The sequence below is a fragment of the uncultured Mobiluncus sp. genome (assembly GCF_902488535.1).
Lineage (GTDB): Bacteria > Actinomycetota > Actinomycetes > Actinomycetales > Actinomycetaceae > Mobiluncus.
This window is the reverse complement of the sequence record NZ_CABTWO010000023.1, coordinates 12,297-28,906: the sequence shown is the minus strand read 5'-3', so window position 1 is coordinate 28,906 and position 16,610 is coordinate 12,297. Positions and strand designations below refer to the sequence as shown.

The 16,610-nt window shown below is 57.7% G+C and carries 13 protein-coding genes and 2 pseudogenes; 10 read left to right on the top strand and 5 right to left on the bottom strand.

What is annotated here, in order from left to right; translation table 11 throughout:
• Positions 1 to 703: pseudogene (locus RDL66_RS07935) on the top strand (cell wall-binding repeat-containing protein); the annotation flags it as partial.
• Between the two features lie 184 nt (positions 704 to 887).
• On the opposite strand, the gene RDL66_RS07930 reads toward RDL66_RS07935, so the two are convergent.
• Positions 888 to 1,364, bottom strand: a complete 477-nt coding sequence (locus RDL66_RS07930) for a GNAT family N-acetyltransferase (RefSeq protein WP_297721846.1) — start codon at positions 1,362 to 1,364, stop codon at positions 888 to 890.
• A gap of 135 nt (positions 1,365 to 1,499) precedes the next feature.
• Here RDL66_RS07930 and RDL66_RS07925 point away from each other — a divergent pair, with 135 nt between their 5' ends.
• Together RDL66_RS07925 and RDL66_RS07920 are read left to right on the top strand one after the other, a co-directional pair.
• Positions 1,500 to 3,611, top strand: coding sequence for a DNA topoisomerase IV subunit B (locus RDL66_RS07925; RefSeq protein ID WP_308536376.1), 2,112 nt, complete (start codon positions 1,500 to 1,502; stop codon positions 3,609 to 3,611).
• An 88-nt stretch (positions 3,612 to 3,699) separates the two neighbouring features.
• The gene (locus RDL66_RS07920) at positions 3,700 to 4,782 is read left to right on the top strand and encodes an N-acetyltransferase (protein WP_308536374.1); all 1,083 of its coding nucleotides are present in this window, start codon (positions 3,700 to 3,702) and stop codon (positions 4,780 to 4,782) included.
• A gap of 86 nt (positions 4,783 to 4,868) precedes the next feature.
• Here the strand turns inward: RDL66_RS07920 and RDL66_RS07915 are convergent, their stop codons facing one another.
• Entirely contained in the window at positions 4,869 to 7,415 is a 2,547-nt protein-coding gene (locus RDL66_RS07915) for a DNA topoisomerase (ATP-hydrolyzing) (protein WP_308536372.1), read from the bottom strand.
• A gap of 77 nt (positions 7,416 to 7,492) precedes the next feature.
• Between RDL66_RS07915 and RDL66_RS07910 the strand changes: the two genes are divergently transcribed.
• Complete coding sequence (locus RDL66_RS07910; protein WP_308536370.1) at positions 7,493 to 8,668, top strand: alkaline phosphatase family protein; 1,176 nt, start codon at positions 7,493 to 7,495, stop codon at positions 8,666 to 8,668.
• A gap of 7 nt (positions 8,669 to 8,675) precedes the next feature.
• On the opposite strand, the gene sepH is transcribed toward RDL66_RS07910, so the two are convergent.
• Positions 8,676 to 9,761: a septation protein SepH gene (sepH, locus tag RDL66_RS07905; protein WP_308536368.1), complete on the bottom strand. Its 1,086-nt coding sequence runs from the start codon at positions 9,759 to 9,761 to the stop codon at positions 8,676 to 8,678.
• Positions 9,762 to 9,900: 139 nt separating this feature from the next.
• Here sepH and RDL66_RS07900 point away from each other — a divergent pair, with 139 nt between their 5' ends.
• The 4 genes and pseudogenes from RDL66_RS07900 to RDL66_RS07885 form a co-directional block, all read left to right on the top strand.
• Positions 9,901 to 10,206, top strand: coding sequence for a DUF4193 domain-containing protein (locus tag RDL66_RS07900; protein WP_297721864.1), 306 nt, complete (start codon positions 9,901 to 9,903; stop codon positions 10,204 to 10,206).
• 101 nt (positions 10,207 to 10,307) lie between these two features.
• Positions 10,308 to 10,985 carry a DUF3710 domain-containing protein gene (locus RDL66_RS07895; RefSeq protein ID WP_308536365.1) on the top strand — a complete coding sequence of 226 codons (678 nt, stop codon included), beginning with the start codon at positions 10,308 to 10,310 and terminating at the stop codon, positions 10,983 to 10,985.
• A gap of 25 nt (positions 10,986 to 11,010) precedes the next feature.
• Positions 11,011 to 11,262: a hypothetical protein gene (locus RDL66_RS07890; RefSeq protein ID WP_308536364.1), complete on the top strand. Its 252-nt coding sequence runs from the start codon at positions 11,011 to 11,013 to the stop codon at positions 11,260 to 11,262.
• Positions 11,259 to 11,876 (top strand): annotated as a pseudogene (locus RDL66_RS07885) (DUF3159 domain-containing protein); the annotation flags it as partial. The gene RDL66_RS07890 and the pseudogene RDL66_RS07885, both read left to right, overlap by 4 nt.
• A 12-nt stretch (positions 11,877 to 11,888) precedes the next feature.
• On the opposite strand, the gene RDL66_RS07880 reads toward RDL66_RS07885, so the two are convergent.
• Together RDL66_RS07880 and RDL66_RS07875 are read right to left on the bottom strand one after the other, a co-directional pair.
• Positions 11,889 to 12,731 carry a TrkA family potassium uptake protein gene (locus RDL66_RS07880; RefSeq protein WP_308536363.1) on the bottom strand — a complete coding sequence of 281 codons (843 nt, stop codon included), beginning with the start codon at positions 12,729 to 12,731 and terminating at the stop codon, positions 11,889 to 11,891.
• Positions 12,728 to 13,390 carry a TrkA family potassium uptake protein gene (locus RDL66_RS07875; RefSeq protein ID WP_308536361.1) on the bottom strand — a complete coding sequence of 221 codons (663 nt, stop codon included), beginning with the start codon at positions 13,388 to 13,390 and terminating at the stop codon, positions 12,728 to 12,730. The genes RDL66_RS07880 and RDL66_RS07875 overlap by 4 nt, the downstream gene beginning before the upstream one ends.
• 98 nt (positions 13,391 to 13,488) lie before the next feature.
• Between RDL66_RS07875 and RDL66_RS07870 the strand changes: the two genes are divergently transcribed.
• Complete coding sequence (locus RDL66_RS07870) at positions 13,489 to 15,324, top strand: amino acid transporter (RefSeq protein ID WP_308536360.1); 1,836 nt, start codon at positions 13,489 to 13,491, stop codon at positions 15,322 to 15,324.
• A 10-nt stretch (positions 15,325 to 15,334) separates the two neighbouring features.
• Entirely contained in the window at positions 15,335 to 16,573 is a 1,239-nt protein-coding gene (locus tag RDL66_RS07865; RefSeq protein WP_308536359.1) for a TRAM domain-containing protein, read from the top strand.
• Positions 16,574 to 16,610: the final 37 nt, after the last annotated feature.

The following is a 16,610-nucleotide window of genomic DNA, read 5'->3' as shown; positions in this document are numbered from 1 at the left end:
CCCAGCTAACGGGGAGGGTGTGAAAGCGAAAGCTGACGCCCTAGGTGCTAGCAAACTGATGATTATCGGCGGGACCGGCGTCATGCCCGATGCTACCGTCCAAGCCGCCGCCACCGGCATCATCCCCAAGAAACCATTGCTAGACATGACCCTCGCAGAAATGCGCGCCAACTACCCATTAGCAGGCGAACCCGAGCACTTACCGAGCGACATCGCTTCGTATTCGTACTGCCTGGAAGATGGAGACGAATTCCGTATTTTCTACGATGCAATTGGGATGCCGATGGTTTTTAAAGCCGAACCTTACACTGACATGACTCCGCAACGCCTTCTGGATATGTGGCCTTGGAAGTTTGGGGATTTGAGCAACGCGCAACGCTGGTTCACCGATCCGAATTACCGAGATTACGGTGACATGACGGATCCTACGGCTATTTACGGTTTTGGAACGTTCCTTGCAGCCAAACCCAAACCCAACAACGTGGATGCAGATGGCTTTGCTTTTTATCTTTCCCAGTGCCGTAAAGGTGCTGAACATCCCGAATGGGCCAAACCATTCCCCTACGGAAAACGCTTCGAAGGAGGAGGTGTTCCGGGATTAGCCTATTCCTGTGCCGCTGACAAAACTGGTTTAAAGTGTTTCTATTGGGATGGTGAGAATTCGACCGAAAACAATCCGTACTGGTGGACAGCTATAGCTTAGCCGCATCTGAAACTGGCTGATGGTCAGAAACTCGCATTCCTGACCATGTTGGGGGTGTCTGCCGCAAGGCAGACACCCCCAACTTATGCCCAAAATAGCGCACGAATTATTACCCGGAGCCCAGCAGCGCTAAACAAAATCTCCGTGCGGTCTTCGGTGCGGTGCCAGCCGGTGCGGGCGGCACCTAGCTCGGGTCAGACTCGCGCAGCATCTTGATGTGGGGGATATTGTCCTCCAAGTAAGGCTCGGAAATCTGGCGGAACCCGAGGCTTTCATAGAAACCTTGGGCGTAAACCTGTCCCTCCAGATAAATGGCTTCGGCGTGGAAACGCTCTTGGGCCACGCGTATTCCCGCTTTCATGATTTCAGAGCCCAAGCCCTGGCGGCGGCGCGCGGCAATGACGCGGCCGATTGCGACATATTCGCTCTCCACGCCGCGGTCCAAGACGCGCAGGTAAGCCAGAATCTCGCCGTCCTGTTCCAGCCACACGTGCAGAGAACCCTCATCGCGCCCATCAATTTCCGGGTAGGGGCAAGCCTGTTCGACCACGAAAACATCAACCCTGAGTTTCAAGATCGCATACAGTTCCGTGTTACTAAGCTGCGCAAAAGTCTTAACCTTCAGCTCCAAAGGTGACGCCTCCTGTGTCGTGGGTTTCATGCCTTATCGGCCTTTTAGTCTACCAGCAGTTTACGGGGCCACACAGAGCGAAAACCGAGAGCACGGGGGACAAAAAAGCGGGTTGCTCGGCAAGGCAACCTGAACCGCGGCGCCGCTGCACATAGGATATAGCCCGTGGTTACTGCAAAAGATGTCTCTGATTACTCCGCCCACCACCTTTCCGTCTTGGAGGGGCTGGAGGCGGTGCGCAAGCGTCCTGCTATGTATATCGGCTCGACCGACAGGCGCGGACTTATGCACTGTCTTTGGGAAATCATCGATAACTCCGTCGACGAGGCTCTGGCGGGGTTCTGTGACCACATCGAAGTCGTGCTTTATCCCGATCATTCGGCGGAAGTGCGCGACAACGGACGCGGGGTGCCGATAGACGAAGTGCCCGGAACTGGCTTGAGTGGTGTGGAAGTCGTGTACACAAAACTGCACGCGGGCGGCAAATTCGATGCCGGGCTGTACAAGGTCGCGGGAGGCTTGCACGGGGTGGGAGCCTCGGTGGTCAACGCCTTGTCAGCCCGAATGGACGTGGCGGTAGACCGGGGCGGGGTCACCCACGGCTTACAGTTTCGTCGGGGCGAACCCGGGGTGTTCAGCGACAAGGAGGAACTGAACCCCAACAATGACTTCCATCCTTTCGAGCACTCCTCAAAGCTGACGAAACTCGGCAAGGTTAAGAAAGGCACCACCGGGACGCGGGTCCGCTTCTGGGCGGACTACCAGATTTTCCCCAAGGACGTTGACTTCAGTTACGAGGACCTGTCCAACCGGGCGCGCAAAACTTCGTTCCTGGTTCCCGGATTATCCATCACCGTCACCGACCTGCGCGGGGAGGAAACCCTCACCGACACGTTCTTGCACAAGGGCGGTACGGTCGACTTTGTGGACTATCTCGCACCGGACCGAGCCATCACCGACACCTGGCAGTTGCAGGGAAGCGGCACTTTTACAGAAATCGTGCAAGTGCCGAACCAGAAAACGGGTCACCTGGAGCCAAAAGAGATGGAACGCACCTGCGAGGTAGACGTGGCACTGCGCTGGGGAGTGGGCTACGACACCGTGGAACAAAGCTACGTGAACATTATCGAGACCCCGGTCGGCGGCACGCACCTGGCCGGATTCGAGGCGGGACTGGTGAAAACCTTGCGCGCGGCAATCCAAGCCAACTCGCGGCGCCTAAAGCTTGGCGCTAAAGAATCGAAAATCGAGAAAGAAGACATCCTGGCGGGAATGACCGCCGTCATCACCGTGCGCCTGCCCGAACCCGAATTTGAGGGGCAGACGAAAGAAGCTCTGGGCAGCGCCAAAGTCAAGCCAATCGTGACCAAAGTCGTCGCTGAGGGGCTCGAAGCGAAGCTGAACTCCCGGAAACGCGAGGACAAAAACCAAGTTTCCGCGCTCTTAGACAAAATCGTGGCCGAGATGCGTTCGCGCCTGTCTGCCCGGCTGTCCAAAGAAATCACGCGGCGGAAAAACGCGCTAGAAACCTCGACTCTCCCGACGAAACTTGTGGATTGTCGCAGTGACGACGTCGAGAAATCCGAGTTGTTCATCGTGGAGGGCGATTCCGCGCTGGGCACCGCGAAAGCTGCTCGGAACTCCGAGTTCCAAGCCCTGTTCCCGATTCGTGGCAAAATCCTCAACGTGCAAAAGACCGGCACCGCCCAAATGCTCGCTAACGCGGAATGCGCGGCGATTATCCAGGTGCTTGGGGCCGGTTCGGGGCGGACTTTCGACATTTCACAAGCCCGGTACGGCAAGGTCATCATGATGACGGACGCGGACGTGGACGGGGCACATATCCGCACGCTGCTGCTGACCCTGTTCTTCCGCTATATGCGGCCCATGATTGCTGCAGGCCGAGTTTTTGCGGCCGTTCCGCCGCTGCACCGGATTCAGGTCAACGCGAAAGGCAAGGCACCGGGCGAGTTCCGCTATACCTATTCTGAGGATCAACTCCACAAGGAACTGGGCAAACTGGAACGCACCGGGCGAACCTACAAGGAACCTATCCAGCGCTACAAGGGTCTGGGCGAAATGGACGCTGACCAGCTGGCGGAAACGACCATGGATCCGCGCCACCGCATGCTGCGGCGAATCCGTTTGAGTGATGAAGCCGCTGTCAACCGGGCGGAAGAAGTCTTTGAGCTGTTGATGGGTTCAGCAGTACCGCCGCGTCGGGAATTCATCATCGAGGGAGCCTCTAAGTTGGACGCCGAGATGATTGACGCCTAGAATCATCAGATAAGCTCCGGGCTATGTCCGATTCTCACCGGACATCAACTAAGGTCACACAACGGCTCCTAACAAGCGAGGGAAAGATTTGGCTCAACTTTTTGCGTCCCCAGCCGCTACTCCAGGCATCACCTGGAAACCGCTGGAAGTAACGCATAAGCCGGACCTGATGCGGCTCATTGCCGAGATGGAACGTATTGACAATCCCCCCTACCGCACATCGCAGGCAGAAGTTGATTCGATTTTTCAATCCGATTTTTGCGGTCTGAGTGCCTGGGACCAGGATTCGCGGATGGTCGCCTATGCCATCGTGCGTATTGAGGAAACCGACGGAGTCCAAGCCATCTGTTCCGGGGGTGTAGAGACAAGTTGGCGCAACCGTGGGGTCGGTTCCATCATCTTTCAATGGGAAGTTCAAACCGCTCACGCCATGCTGGCAGAAAAGCCCCGCCCTGCCCAGATTGTGTGTTTCGTGGATCAGGCAGCGAGTGACGCTGAGCCGCAATTGCGAGCCAGCGGTTTTCATCCCGCCCATACTTACCTGGAACTGCGCCGAGATTTGGCAGCCCCAGTGGAGCTGGTGGCACCCGGTCAGTACCTGGAAATTATCCCGTGGACCCTGGATTTCGACGACCATGTGCGTCGGGCTCACAACGAGCTGATGGCTCTGGCGGCAGGTGCCCCCGCCCAAGATCTGCAGACGTGGCAGTCGAACCGGCCCTTCTTTGCTCCCGAGTGGTCTTTTATTGCCTTGGACAAATCCAGCGATGTCGCTGAGGTCGCCGGGTATCTGCTATCCGCTCGCTACGAACAAGATTGGGAGGCGATGGGGTTCACCCAAGGCTATACCGAAATCCTGGGAGTTCTGCCCGACTATGCCGAAACACAGGTCGCCGCGGCGCTGCTGTCCCACGCTATTGCGGCTTACCAGGAATCTGGAATGCAGTACGCGGCGGTAGGGTTGGACCAGGAAAATCCCACCGAGGTCTCGAAACTTTATACAGATTTTGGGTATGAAGTTACGGGAGGTTCGACCGAGTGGGTGGTGAATCTGCCTGTCGAGGCGCAAAAGTCAGTGGATCCCTTAGCTTTGCGTGAGGAAGTTGCTCAGATGAACCGTCAGTCAGCAGCGGTGCTGCCGACCCGAAAAGGAGAGAAAAACGGGGCTTAGGGTTCCCCAAGCCCCGCCGCGAGCGTAATGTATCGCACTCGGCTCGTTTCCACCAGGCAGAAAAAGAAATATATTAAAATCCGGTATCAACCAAAATAGGCGATATCAGATTTCAAGTTCGAACCGGAGGCGTCGCGGCGTTCGTCCAGTTCCGGCAGTTTGACCGGTTTGCCTTTCGCGTCCACGGCGTGAACCGGATCCGGACCGACAAAAGCCATATCGAGCACGTACTCGCCCTTTAGGAAACGCTGCACCCTCACCCCCTGTGCGCCCCGGCCTTTTATGGGATAGCGATCCAGAGGCGTGAGCTTGATGGAGCTTTGGTTTGCTCCGGGCATGGCGTTCATAATGGCGGCAACGGTAGCCACGGTGGTAGCCGCGACCAGCTCATCAGGGACGATTGCCCCGGCAATAACCCGCGTATTTTCTTTCAGGTTCATACCCGCGACCCCGCCCGCGTTGCGCCCTTGGGGGCGAATTTTACTCGCCGGGGTGCGCAGCAGCTGGGCATCAGTTGAAATCATCACGATTTGGGCGTCGTCCGGGCAAGCCCCGGCATAAACCAGCTGGTCAGTGCCCTCCAGGTTGATGATGCTAAACCGGTTTTGGGTGCTGGGATAGTCCGGACGCATCCGCTTCACGATGCCCTGTTCGGTCACCATACCGACCGTTTCATCCTCATCCAAGGTAAGGATACCGACTACAGTTTCCCCATCCTCTAATCGTGCCGCGGCTGACAGCTGCGGAGCTCCGTCCAAAGACCAGGGGGGCGCGCTTTCTTCGATGCTCTCCGCAACGTTCGCCGCGGCACTTGCCGTCTCGGCAGAATCTGTTGACCCCGCAACACCGGAGCTGGCAGAGCCAGCCAGCGGGGACTTTTCCCCAGGAGGAAGATTCAACACGTCCAGGCGCACCACAAAACCCGATGAGGTGACGACCCCAAAGGACCCTCGCGTATGGGTCAAGATAGAGCCGGCGACCGTACTGTTGAATCCCTCTAAGCGTGTCACGGGACCGGTATGCGCTAAACGGATAGCCTGCCCGTCGGCACCCAGGACAATCCGGCACGGCACGTCGGGAACCTCCAAGGGCACATCCGTAACCGTCATCGCCCCCAAAACCGGCAGCGCGGCGTCTTCGGAAGCCGCCACGGCCGAACCGTCCTCTTCCATCAACACGGTACGCCGCGGCGTGGAGAGTCTCGCAGCGGTCTGGCGCAGATCATTTCGCACCACGTCATGCAGTTTCTCGGTGGACGCCAAAATCTGTTCTAGCTCGGCAATCGCTTGGCGCAGCTCGTCAGCTTCTGCCTCCAGTTCCAGCCGAGAAAACTTGGTCAACCGGCGCAACCGCAGCTCCAGGATGAACTCCGCTTGGGCTTCGGACAAATCGAATACCGCCATCAAGCGTTGGCGGGCCGCGGCTGAATCATCGGAGGTCCGAATGACCTCGATGACTTCGTCCAGGTTCAGTACGGCGATGAGCAATCCATCGACCAAATGCAGTCGTTCCTGCTTTTTCTTCAAGCGGAACTCGCTGCGCCGCCGCGTGACCTCAACGCGGTGATCGACAAACACTTGCAGGGCTGCTTTCAGGCCCAGCGTGCGCGGCTGACCATCGACTAGGGCGACCGTATTAATGCCGAAGGATTCCTGCAGGGGAGTGTACTTGTAAAGCGAAGCCAAAACAGCCTCGGGATGAAATCCGTTCTTAACCTCGACCACCAGGCGCATTCCGTGAGTCCGGTCGGACAGATCCTGCCAGCCTGATACTCCTTTGACCTTTCCGGAGCTGACGGTTTCTTTCAGCTTTTCAGCGACCCTTTCGGGGCCGACCTGGTAAGGCAGTTCGGTAATGACGATGCCGCGTTTGCGGGCCGTGACCTGCTCGATAGTCGCCCGGGCACGAGTGATGAAAATTCCTCTCCCGGTTTCGTAGGCTTCGCGGATTCCGTCCAAGCCCACAATAATCCCGCCACCGGGAAGGTCCGGGCCTGGGCAGTACTTCATGAGTTCCTCGGTATCGGCTTGCGGATGATCCAGCAGGTAGATGGCGGCGTTGATGGTTTCGCCCACATTGTGGGGCGGAATGTTGGTGGCCATGCCTACCGCGATGCCATTCGCGCCGTTGACCAGCAGGTTCGGAAACGCTGCGGGGAGTACCGCGGGCTGGGTCAGCTGATTGTCATAGTTTGGCACAAAGTCAACAACATCCTCGTCCAAATCATCCACCAGCGCTAAGGCGGCAGGAGCCAGTCGCGCCTCCGTGTAGCGCGCCGCGGCGGGTCCGTCATCGAGCGAACCAAAGTTGCCGTGACCATCGATAAGCGGCACGCGCATGGTGAAAGGCTGGGCCAGACGCACCAAAGCATCGTAAATGGCTGAATCTCCGTGAGGGTGCAGCTTACCCATGACGTCGCCGACGACGCGCTGGGACTTTACGTGCCCTTTGTCCGGGGTCAAGCCCATTTGTTTCATCTGGAACAGGATGCGACGCTGGACCGGTTTCAGCCCGTCTTTCGCATCTGGCAGGGCGCGCGCATGAATGACTGAATAGGCATATTCCAGAAAGGAATGCTCCATTTCCTCGTTAATGTCGATGTCTTGGATGTGTTCGAGGGGGGAGTCAGACATGACATCAATTCTTACGATTTTTCCCGCTCTTACGCCGCTTGCCACACCGGTGAGGCCGGAAATGATTGAATGGAAGGGTGAGTGAGACAGAATTTCACACTGAAATCATGGCCGCGGACGATTCTGATTTGCGCCTCGATGCTCTGCTGGTAAGCGAGTTCGAGGCAGCCGGATGGCCCCGTTTACCTCAGGGGCGGCCCTCCTCTCCGAATGCGGCGGGCAGCTCAGCCGGCGCCCCAATCGTCCTCGTGTTGATTGACGGACTGGGGTGGTGGAACCTGAACGAATATCTGGGACACGCGCCGAACTTACGTGCCCTGGTGAAGACCGCCGCAGCCTCAGAGCAGCCCTTGACCGGCCGCAGTGTATGCCCCTCCACTACCGCGGCCGCCATCACTTCCACCCTGACCGGCATGGCCCCCGGACGGCACAATATGTTGTCCTACCAGTTGATAGACCCGGTGGCGCAGGCGAAATTCAACTTGATTACTTTCGAGGAGTATCCGGGAGGAGTAGAGGAATTCCAAGCCGAACCGACTTGGTTTGAACGTCTCAGCGCGGCAAAAATTCCGGCTTTTGCGTTGGGACCGAAAAAATTTATCGGCGGTGGACTGACGCGAGCTGCTCTGCGGGGCGCCGCGTATGTGGCTTCGGAAAATTTGGATTCGCGAGCCCGTGACGCCGCAAATGTGTCGAAACAGGGTGGACTGACGTATTTCTATATGGCAGAAGTCGATCATGCCGGACACGGCTACGGAGTGGGGTCTGAGAAGTGGGTAAAAAACCTGGAAAAAGCAGATCGCGCGGTTGGAATCATGCTGGATAGCTTGGCACCTGGTGTGAGGGTCGTCATCACCGCGGACCACGGCATGTTGAACACGTCCCCAGAGGTTACCGTGGATTTGGCGAAGACTGCGGCGGCAGATTTCATCGCCGACACCAGCGGAGAGGGGCGAGCCCTGCACGTCCATGCCAAACCGGGATCCGCCGCGGCGCTACAAGTTAGTCTGCAGACGCTGCTGCCCGAAGCCAAAGTGTTGAATCGCAACGAAACTGAGGCGTTATTTGCCTCCTATAACGGCACCCCGGTGCGCCGGCCGGAACTGTTGGGCGATGTGGTGGTGTTCGCCGCGGGGACAGGCCAAATCTTGGATTCACGCTTTTTCAAAGAACAGGTGTTCCAGATGAAGGGCTTGCACGGAGGCTTGAGCGAACAGGAAATGCGTGTCCCGATGCTGCGTTATTGCAGCTGAGAATGTCTCAGTCGGCCTTAGAGCCGAATAGAATCTCGTCCCAAGAGGGCATGGCGGCACGACCCCGGCGCGTGGTGTGTTTGGCACTATCGGCGGGAGGCTGAGCCGGATTTGGCTGCAAATCCTCCATCCCCGGCAACACGCCGTTCTCTGTAGCCTGTGCGGGTGACTGAGCAGTTTTGGAGGACTGGCGTTTCGCGGTGTCGAGGGGCAAAACATCCGCGTCTGGCTGGTCTGAAGCGGCATCCGGGGCGGGTGCAGCTGGCGGTGCGGTCTCAGCGTCGGGAGCAAACCCGGAGGCGATAGCGGCTTCCATCGCGGAAACGTCGTCCTCTTCATCCCCGGTCACCACGGAAAGCCGGGTTCCCCTAGCAGCGTTCAACTCATCTAGCAAGGCTTCGGTGGCGCTGGTTTCCGGCGACTGTGCCGGGACAGATTTTGTGGTAGTGGTGGGGGAGGTCTCAGCCTCTGGGCCGAAATCAAAACGGAAATGTCCCCGGTTCAACAGTGCGTCGGAACCGGCGGGGGTGGCGGTCTCGGTCAGCCAGCGCGCTTGTTCGTCCAATGCCGTCAACGTGCGGTTTTCGTGGTCAAAATCCCAGTTCGCCTCCAGCGCTTTGGCATCTTGCACAAACTCCAGGTGGACCAACCAGTTCTCGCCGGGCTGCCGGGTCGCGTCCCAGCTCAGAGAGGCGGGGCTAACTCCGCGGGTGGCCAGACGATCAATCACCAGTTCGCCCAAGGCCGGCGCGTCCTTTTCCGGGGAAACACGAGTTTCCCGAGCCTGACGGGCGGCATAGATACGTTCCGCTAAAACTGGGGCTTCATAGCGCTTGACCTGTGCCAAGTCCAGACCGGCACTGGTGGCGACCTCTTGGGCAGAGGCACCGCCGCGAATCAAAGTTTGAATGTCTTTTGGACGCAAGTCCTGAGCGTCAGAGGCAGACAGGGCTGCTACGACTTTTCGGCGCTGCTGGCGCACTATGGAGCGCAGCTCTTCGTCAAGGGGTAAAAGGAAGCGCTCACCGTCTGTGTCAACCAAGACGAGGTGCTCACTGTCAGTATGAATTCCAAGCAAAGAAAGACTGCGCATATTTCCTCCTAAACTACACATTGCCAAAATCGTAGGCAGTTTTCACGTCAACCCGCCGTAACGTTGCCGAGAGGTCGCAATTTCCTTAAAGTAGTGCTAATATCGCGACGCACCGGAACTATTACTTTAAGGGAGTGCAATGGCTACCGATTACGATGCCCCGCGCAAGCGAGACGAGGAAAACCCTGAGGAATCTATCGAGGAATTAAAGACTCAGCGAAAAAATTCCGAAGATGCTTCCGTTGATGAGGACGAAAATGAAGCTGCGGATTCCTTCGAGTTGCCTGGTGCGGACCTTTCCAATGAAGAACTCTCAGTTCGGGTAGTCCCTAAGCAAGACGACGAATTTGTGTGTTCGCAATGCTTTATTGTGCATCATGCGTCCCAGCTGGCAGGGATAGAAGACGGCCAGCCGGTCTGCATGGATTGTGCGGGTGTTGCCTGATGGGACTTTTCTCAAAGAAACGCAAAACGGTTAAAGTTTCTCAAGAGGTCGAGGACAATTCCTCTGGTGAGCTGGAGAACCCGTCCCCTAACAGTGAATTAATGGAGAAGCCTGCTAGTGAGCCGGTGCAGGAGCCTGCTAGTGTGCTGGTGCAGAAGCTCGTTCCGGCCCCAGCCTTGCCTTACGGCCCGGGGACGAAAGACCAACCAGCAGGCCCACTGGACGTCAAACAACTCTCTGACCAGGACACCAATCAGTATGTAAACTTTGGAGTGTTTTTGCTGCCGCAGATTCCCGGGCTGGCGGTTCATCCAGAATCTCCGCTGGACGAAAAAACTTTTGGGTCTCTGACCATGCAGATTGGCAAGGCGGCTGTAGAACTGCTGGCGGTAGCCGCACCAAAGTCGAAAAGCTTGTGGCCTGAGCTGCGCGCGCAGGTACGCGGAGAAACTACCGCTGCGGGCAACACTTGCGACGAACGCGAGGGCAGCTTCGGTACGGAACTGTTCGTACAGTTAGCGGCACAAGACGCCCAGGGTAACCGGGGGCGCGTGCAGGTTCGTTATTGCGGAGTGGACGGCCCGAACTGGTTTGTGCGCCTGGTCTTTAACGGCATGGTGCAAGCCGGGGATCCTGATTTGCAAGCCTTGGAACAGGCCGTCCGTCAGGTCGTGGTGGTGCGTGGTTCCCGACCGATGAGTCCGCGTACGGTCATTCCCGTGGTTTTGCCTGACGACTTAGCACGTCAGCTGGCGGCTCTGCGCGAGCAGCAGGCCTAGCCGGTGCAGGCAGAGTGAGTTCACCATGTCGCCACGTCAACAGATTACCCGGGTCGGCACCGTGCTTTCCACGTCTTTCCTGTCTCCCACGGACGTACCGTCTTTCCGGATTTGTCTGGAAACTGCCGGGGGATTCATCAACGTGCGCTGGCTGGGGAGGACGGAAGTTCCCGGAGTGACCTTGGGACGCCGCCTGCAAGTGTGCGGAATCCCGTTGCAGGGCGAGGACGGGGTGGAACTCATTAACCCTGATTATCACCTCTTGGGGGCCAAATGAGCGAGGAGAAAGACCAGGAAGCGGTTACGGCAGGGCTCAACGATTTTAAAGATGCCCTGGGTCGAAACATGGGAGGCAGACTGGATGCCGAAGAATTCTCCCTGCGCCAAGCAGTAGGAGGGTGGCGTGGCATGGTCGAGTCCATCGGGCCGACGCTGGTTTTCGTGGTGGCGTTCGTGGCTGGCTGGGACGTCATAAGGGCCGGGGCGGTATCTCTCGGGTTTGCCTTGGGTCTGATTATCGCGCGGCTCATTGGGCATTCCTCGATTATGCAGGCGTTTGCGGGGTTCTGGGTCGTCATCATCGGTGTGCTGTGGGCCATGTTCAGCGGCAAAGGCGAGAATTACTTCTTGATGAGCCTGATTATTAATGCGGTATATGCCAGCGTGATTCTGGTGTCGATTTTGGCGCGTTTCCCCGTTATCGGTCTGTTGGTCGGGTGGTTTCGCACCCAAGGTCTGAGCTGGCGGACAGATCCGAGGCTGAAAGCGGATAGAAAAGCTTACTACGCTGTAACCATCATCTGGCTGGGGGTTTTCCTGCTTCGTTTAGCTGTGAAAACGCCTCTCTACCTGGGAGGAAACGTACCCTGGCTGGGAACCTTCCAAATTTTGTTGGGCTTGCCACTATTCGCCTTGGCGCTCTACCTCAGCTGGCTCCTGCTGCGCCGCACCCACGGGAAGTTCCTCGACTCCGGTCTTACCGACATCGACACCTCCGGCGCTGGCGCTGCTGACGTCCCCGACCGTGCTTCCGACACCCTCGACGACGCCCGCTGAATCAGCGGCATCCGCGGCCGGAGCGGCGGTCAAAAGTTTTCCGACCTGGTTTACAGTGTCCTCATTTTGCTCGGGGAACAGGAACAGCAACTGATCTGAGGCGTGTAAACTCGCGACCATGTGGGGAGCCAGCGCCTTCCCATCTTGAATAACCGCGGTCAGCAAAACCCCCAACGGCCACTCCAGTTCGCCCGCGGGCCGGCCCAAAACCGGGGAATCAGCGGAAAGGACTATGGAGTACAATCCGTTGCGGGAGTTAAAGAACCGGAAAATCGGCACTAAGGTACCTACGCTGAGGGCCTCTTCGACCAGGGCAGTCATCATCCGGGGGGTAGAAATCGGCACGTCCACGCCCCAAGACTCATTGAACATCCACTCATTCTTGGGATTATTAATCCGGCCCACCACCCGAGGCACCCCGAACTGGGTCTTGGCCAGCAGCGCAATCACCAGATTAGCCTGGTCATTGCCGGTAGTGGCGACGACGACATCGGCTTGCGCCCCGCCCGCTTGTTCCATCGTTTCAGGAGTGGACAAGTCTCCCAGAATCCAGTTCGCGTCCGGCACGGAGGAAACTTTCATAGCCTCGGGGCTGGAGTCAGCGATTGTGACCTGATGACCCCTGGCTAGCAGTTCCCTGGCGATGGAGCGGCCGATTGAGCCCGCCCCGGCAATAACAATCAGCATCATTTCTCCTTGGAATTCCGAGCTAAACGGGAGGCTACTGCTTCACGCTGAGACTCGGCAACAAAATAAAACAACTCGTCGTTTTCCTGTAATACGGTAGAGGCCTCAACCATCAGCACTTTAGAAAAACGCAGGACATAAGCCGCCCGAATCTCCAGTTCAGCTTCTATGGCGGAAACCTCGTGACCGACCCAGCTGGGTCCCACGGGCGCGCGGCACAGGCTCAAGTGCCCGGTTTCCTCGGTAAACACGACATCCGGGGGTAACGGCAACACCCGAGCCAGCAATAATGCGGCGGTGCGGTCCACGGAGCCAACCGTGGGAATCCCCAGCCGTTCATATACCTCGGCACGGCGCGGGTCGGAAATCCGTGCCACCACTTTCTTTACGTGATAAATCTCGCGGGCTACGCGTGCCGCCAGGATATTAGCGTTGTCATCATCAGCTACCGCCGCAAAAGCATAGGCGTCCTCAATCCCGGCTTGCAGCTGAGTGTTGCGGTCATACCCTTCACCAGTCAGCTTTTGCCCTTGGAAATTTTTGTACAGCCGACGGAAAGATTCCGTGTTGTTGTCGATAATCGCCAGGGTATGTCCCCGGTCCTCAATCGCTTTCGCCAGCGTGGTTCCGACGCGACCACAGCCCATGATCACAAAATGCACTCTTAAAACATAACCTGAAAGCCACAAATTCGGCTACATTTCACGGGTTAGGGAGGGAAATTCTTTCCGGTTTGAATCCGAGCGGCTAAAGTTGAGACGTGCTGAAGAATCTTGCTCCGAGGGAGGGTTGGCTGGAGACCTTTACCCAGCTGGCGTTCTTCGCACCAAAATTTTGGTTTCCAGCCCTCATAGCAGCTTCGGTTTTTCCGTCTTTGATTGCGTATTCGGGGCCGATTTTCTCGGCGGTAGCCCTGTGGATTGTGGCGTTTGTCCTGATAGCCGGGCTGATAACAACGCTGGCCCACGGGTATTCTCTGGGGCAAACCCATCGTTTAGATTCCACGGCTGCCCTGGTGCAAGCCAACTTGGGGTCTTTCCTCGGAGCTCTCACTGCTGCCGCCTCGCTGCTGGCGATGGTCGTCGCCGTAGCTGCCCTGGTTTCTACCGCCACCACTTTCATCGTGGTTTCCGCGGGGCTTCCCGAGGACTATCGGGTGTGGATTCTCATTGCCGGTTTCATCTTGCTGTTGCTGGCGCTGTTCCGCCCCGAACCTATCCGCAGGGCGATTCCGTGGCTCACCGTGGTCATATTCGTGGTGGGTTTTCTGTTGCTGGCATACGGTTTTTGGCACTACCTGCGCAACGGAGCCAAGCCCGGTTTGTTCGAGCTGCTCAGCTCCACCACGAAAGCAAAGGAAGCGGTCGCTGACTCTAATCTGCAATCCGGTTGGAAAGCCGCTGCTGTAGCGGCGCTGCTGCTGGTTCCGGTGACCCCGGCGGTAACACTATTCCGCAACGAGAATCGCCAGCCCCTGTCCGGCCTCATGTTCAGGATTTTGGGCGGTTCCGCCGCCGCCATGTTTGCCGCCACGGTCTATCTGTCTTTTACGGTGGCCGGATTCCACTGGACCCGCCTGGATACGGTCATTCAAGGGCCGGGTAACCTGGCTTTATTGTTGGGGGTTTTGCTGGACAAGAACGGGTGGCTGGTCGTCCCGGTGATGTCTCTGTTTGCAGTGGGGTGCTTGATTAGCGCCTACATCTATATCTCCAGCGTCTCCACTTTGCTAATGGATTTAAGCGGGCATGACTTGGCGGTGCATCAGGTTCCCGTGTCTTGGGTGCGCCGAGGGCGTTCGGTTTCGATTTTGTCGTTCATGGTCGTTACATTCGCGGCAGCGCTGACGGTACACAGCCGTATGGGGGTGGCGGCGCTCACCTGGGTGACTTTCGTAGCTATCTCTAGCTTCTTGGGGCAGGTCGCCCGGATGCGTATGTGGCGTTCCCGGTTTCACAGCGGGGTAACGTATGTGCAGCGTCGCCAATCCAAGCGGTACTACCGTATCGCCATCATCAGCGTGATTATCAGCCTAATTATCCTGATTGTGGTTTCGGTGGCATTCAATTCTATCTTTGAGCTCTATGTGCTGGGTGCCTGGGCCGGACTGGGATTGCTTATCTATTTCCTCAACTTCTACTACCGGAGGGTACAAAACAAAATGTCGCAGCTCGAACACGCCGAGACCCCGGTGAAACATACTCTCGCCCTTGTGCTGGTGCCTCGTTTTGATGCGTCCGCCCTAAAAACCATCCGTTACGCGTGGGCCGCGCACCACCCCAATGTTGAGGTCGTGCACGTCCTTGAGCCGGATGAGGACGAGACCGAGGTTCGCCGCCAGTGGCAGGAGTGGGGAATCACCGCCGCGCTGACCCTGATTCCTGATGAGGGCGGCGATCACCTGGGGTCGGTTCAGAAATATTTCAACGCCAAACTTGATATGGATCCTCTGACCTCTATCTCGGTCTATTTATCGCGTTACGTCCCGAAATTCAGGGCCCTAGGATTGCTTCACAACGCGGCTGAACGCACTTACGCCCGTCACTTAGCGCGCCTAGAACGAGTGACGATTACCTGGGTCAGCTTGACGGCTTGAAAGGAATTTCATGCAGACAGAAATAATCGAGCTGGGCGGACCGGCTCACGGCGGATACTGCGTGGGTCGTCTGGCATCAGGAAAAGTCATCATGGTGCGGGGAGGACTGCCGGGGGAGACTGTCGAGGTTGAGGTCACTTCCGAGCGTTCCAAAGTTGCCTATGGCCGGGTCTTGCAGGTGAAAACCGCCAGCGCGGACCGGGTCACGCACATCTGGCCCGAGGGGGAGGCAAAAGACCTGGGCGGGGTAGAACTGGGTCACGTCGCTTATCCAGCCCAGCTGCGTTGGAAGCGTGACGTGGTGCGCGACGCTATCCGGCGAAATGGTAGCCCGGAACTGCTGGAACAGCTGGATCAAGCTCATCCCGGGTGGGAAGTAGAATCGTTGGGTCCCGAGCCGGGTCGTACCCGCGTGAGTTTTACCATCAGCGAGGGCGGGGGACTGGGCATGTACGAAGCTGCGGCCCACAACGTCCACACCGTGCGTTCTTTTCCGCTGATGGTACCCGAATTAGTCGATTTGGATTTGTTCCGGCGGCATTGGGAGTTTGCGCCGGGAACCCGTCTGCGGGTTATCGCCCCGTCAAGTTCCGCGCCGGTGCTGTTCGTTGATGGCCAGACTTTGAGTGTGGACGGTGAGCCGACAACTTCGCGGGTACGAGAGACAGTCAGCGTGGGAGACCGGACTTTTACGTATCGGATTTTTGCCGGATCGTTTTGGCAGACTGACCGACGGGCGCCCGCGACCCTCGCCGCCGCGCTCTTGGACGCTATCGGGGAGGTAGAGGGGTTCGAGGCGTGGGAGCTGTATTCCGGTTCGGGGTTGTTTTCGCTGTTCCTGGCTCAGTCTCTGGGGGCACAAGGGCGTTTGACCACGGTGGAGGGTGACGGTCCGGCGACGAAATCGGCTATCTATAATCTGGCGAAAGCCGGTTTCGACCAGGTAGAGGTGCGGCGCGGTAACGTTTCCCCGCAGCTGTTGCGTTCTTTGCCGATGGGAGAGATGGTTAGCCAGGGCACGTTGGTGGTGGCTGATCCGCCGCGCTCGGGGTTGGGCAAAGCGGTAGCACGAGCGATTTGTCGACAGAATCCGGATTTGGTGGCGTTGTTTTCCTGCGACCCGGTTAGCTGTGCACGGGACCTGGAAACCATGCGCCAGTTGGGTTACCGAGTTAAGACCTGGCGAGCCTTCGATTTGTTCCCCTACACCAGTCATGTGGAGACTCTTACGGTACTAAAACGGAAATAAGCAGCTCCTTTACAGGTTGATGGTGGCCATTAGGAGG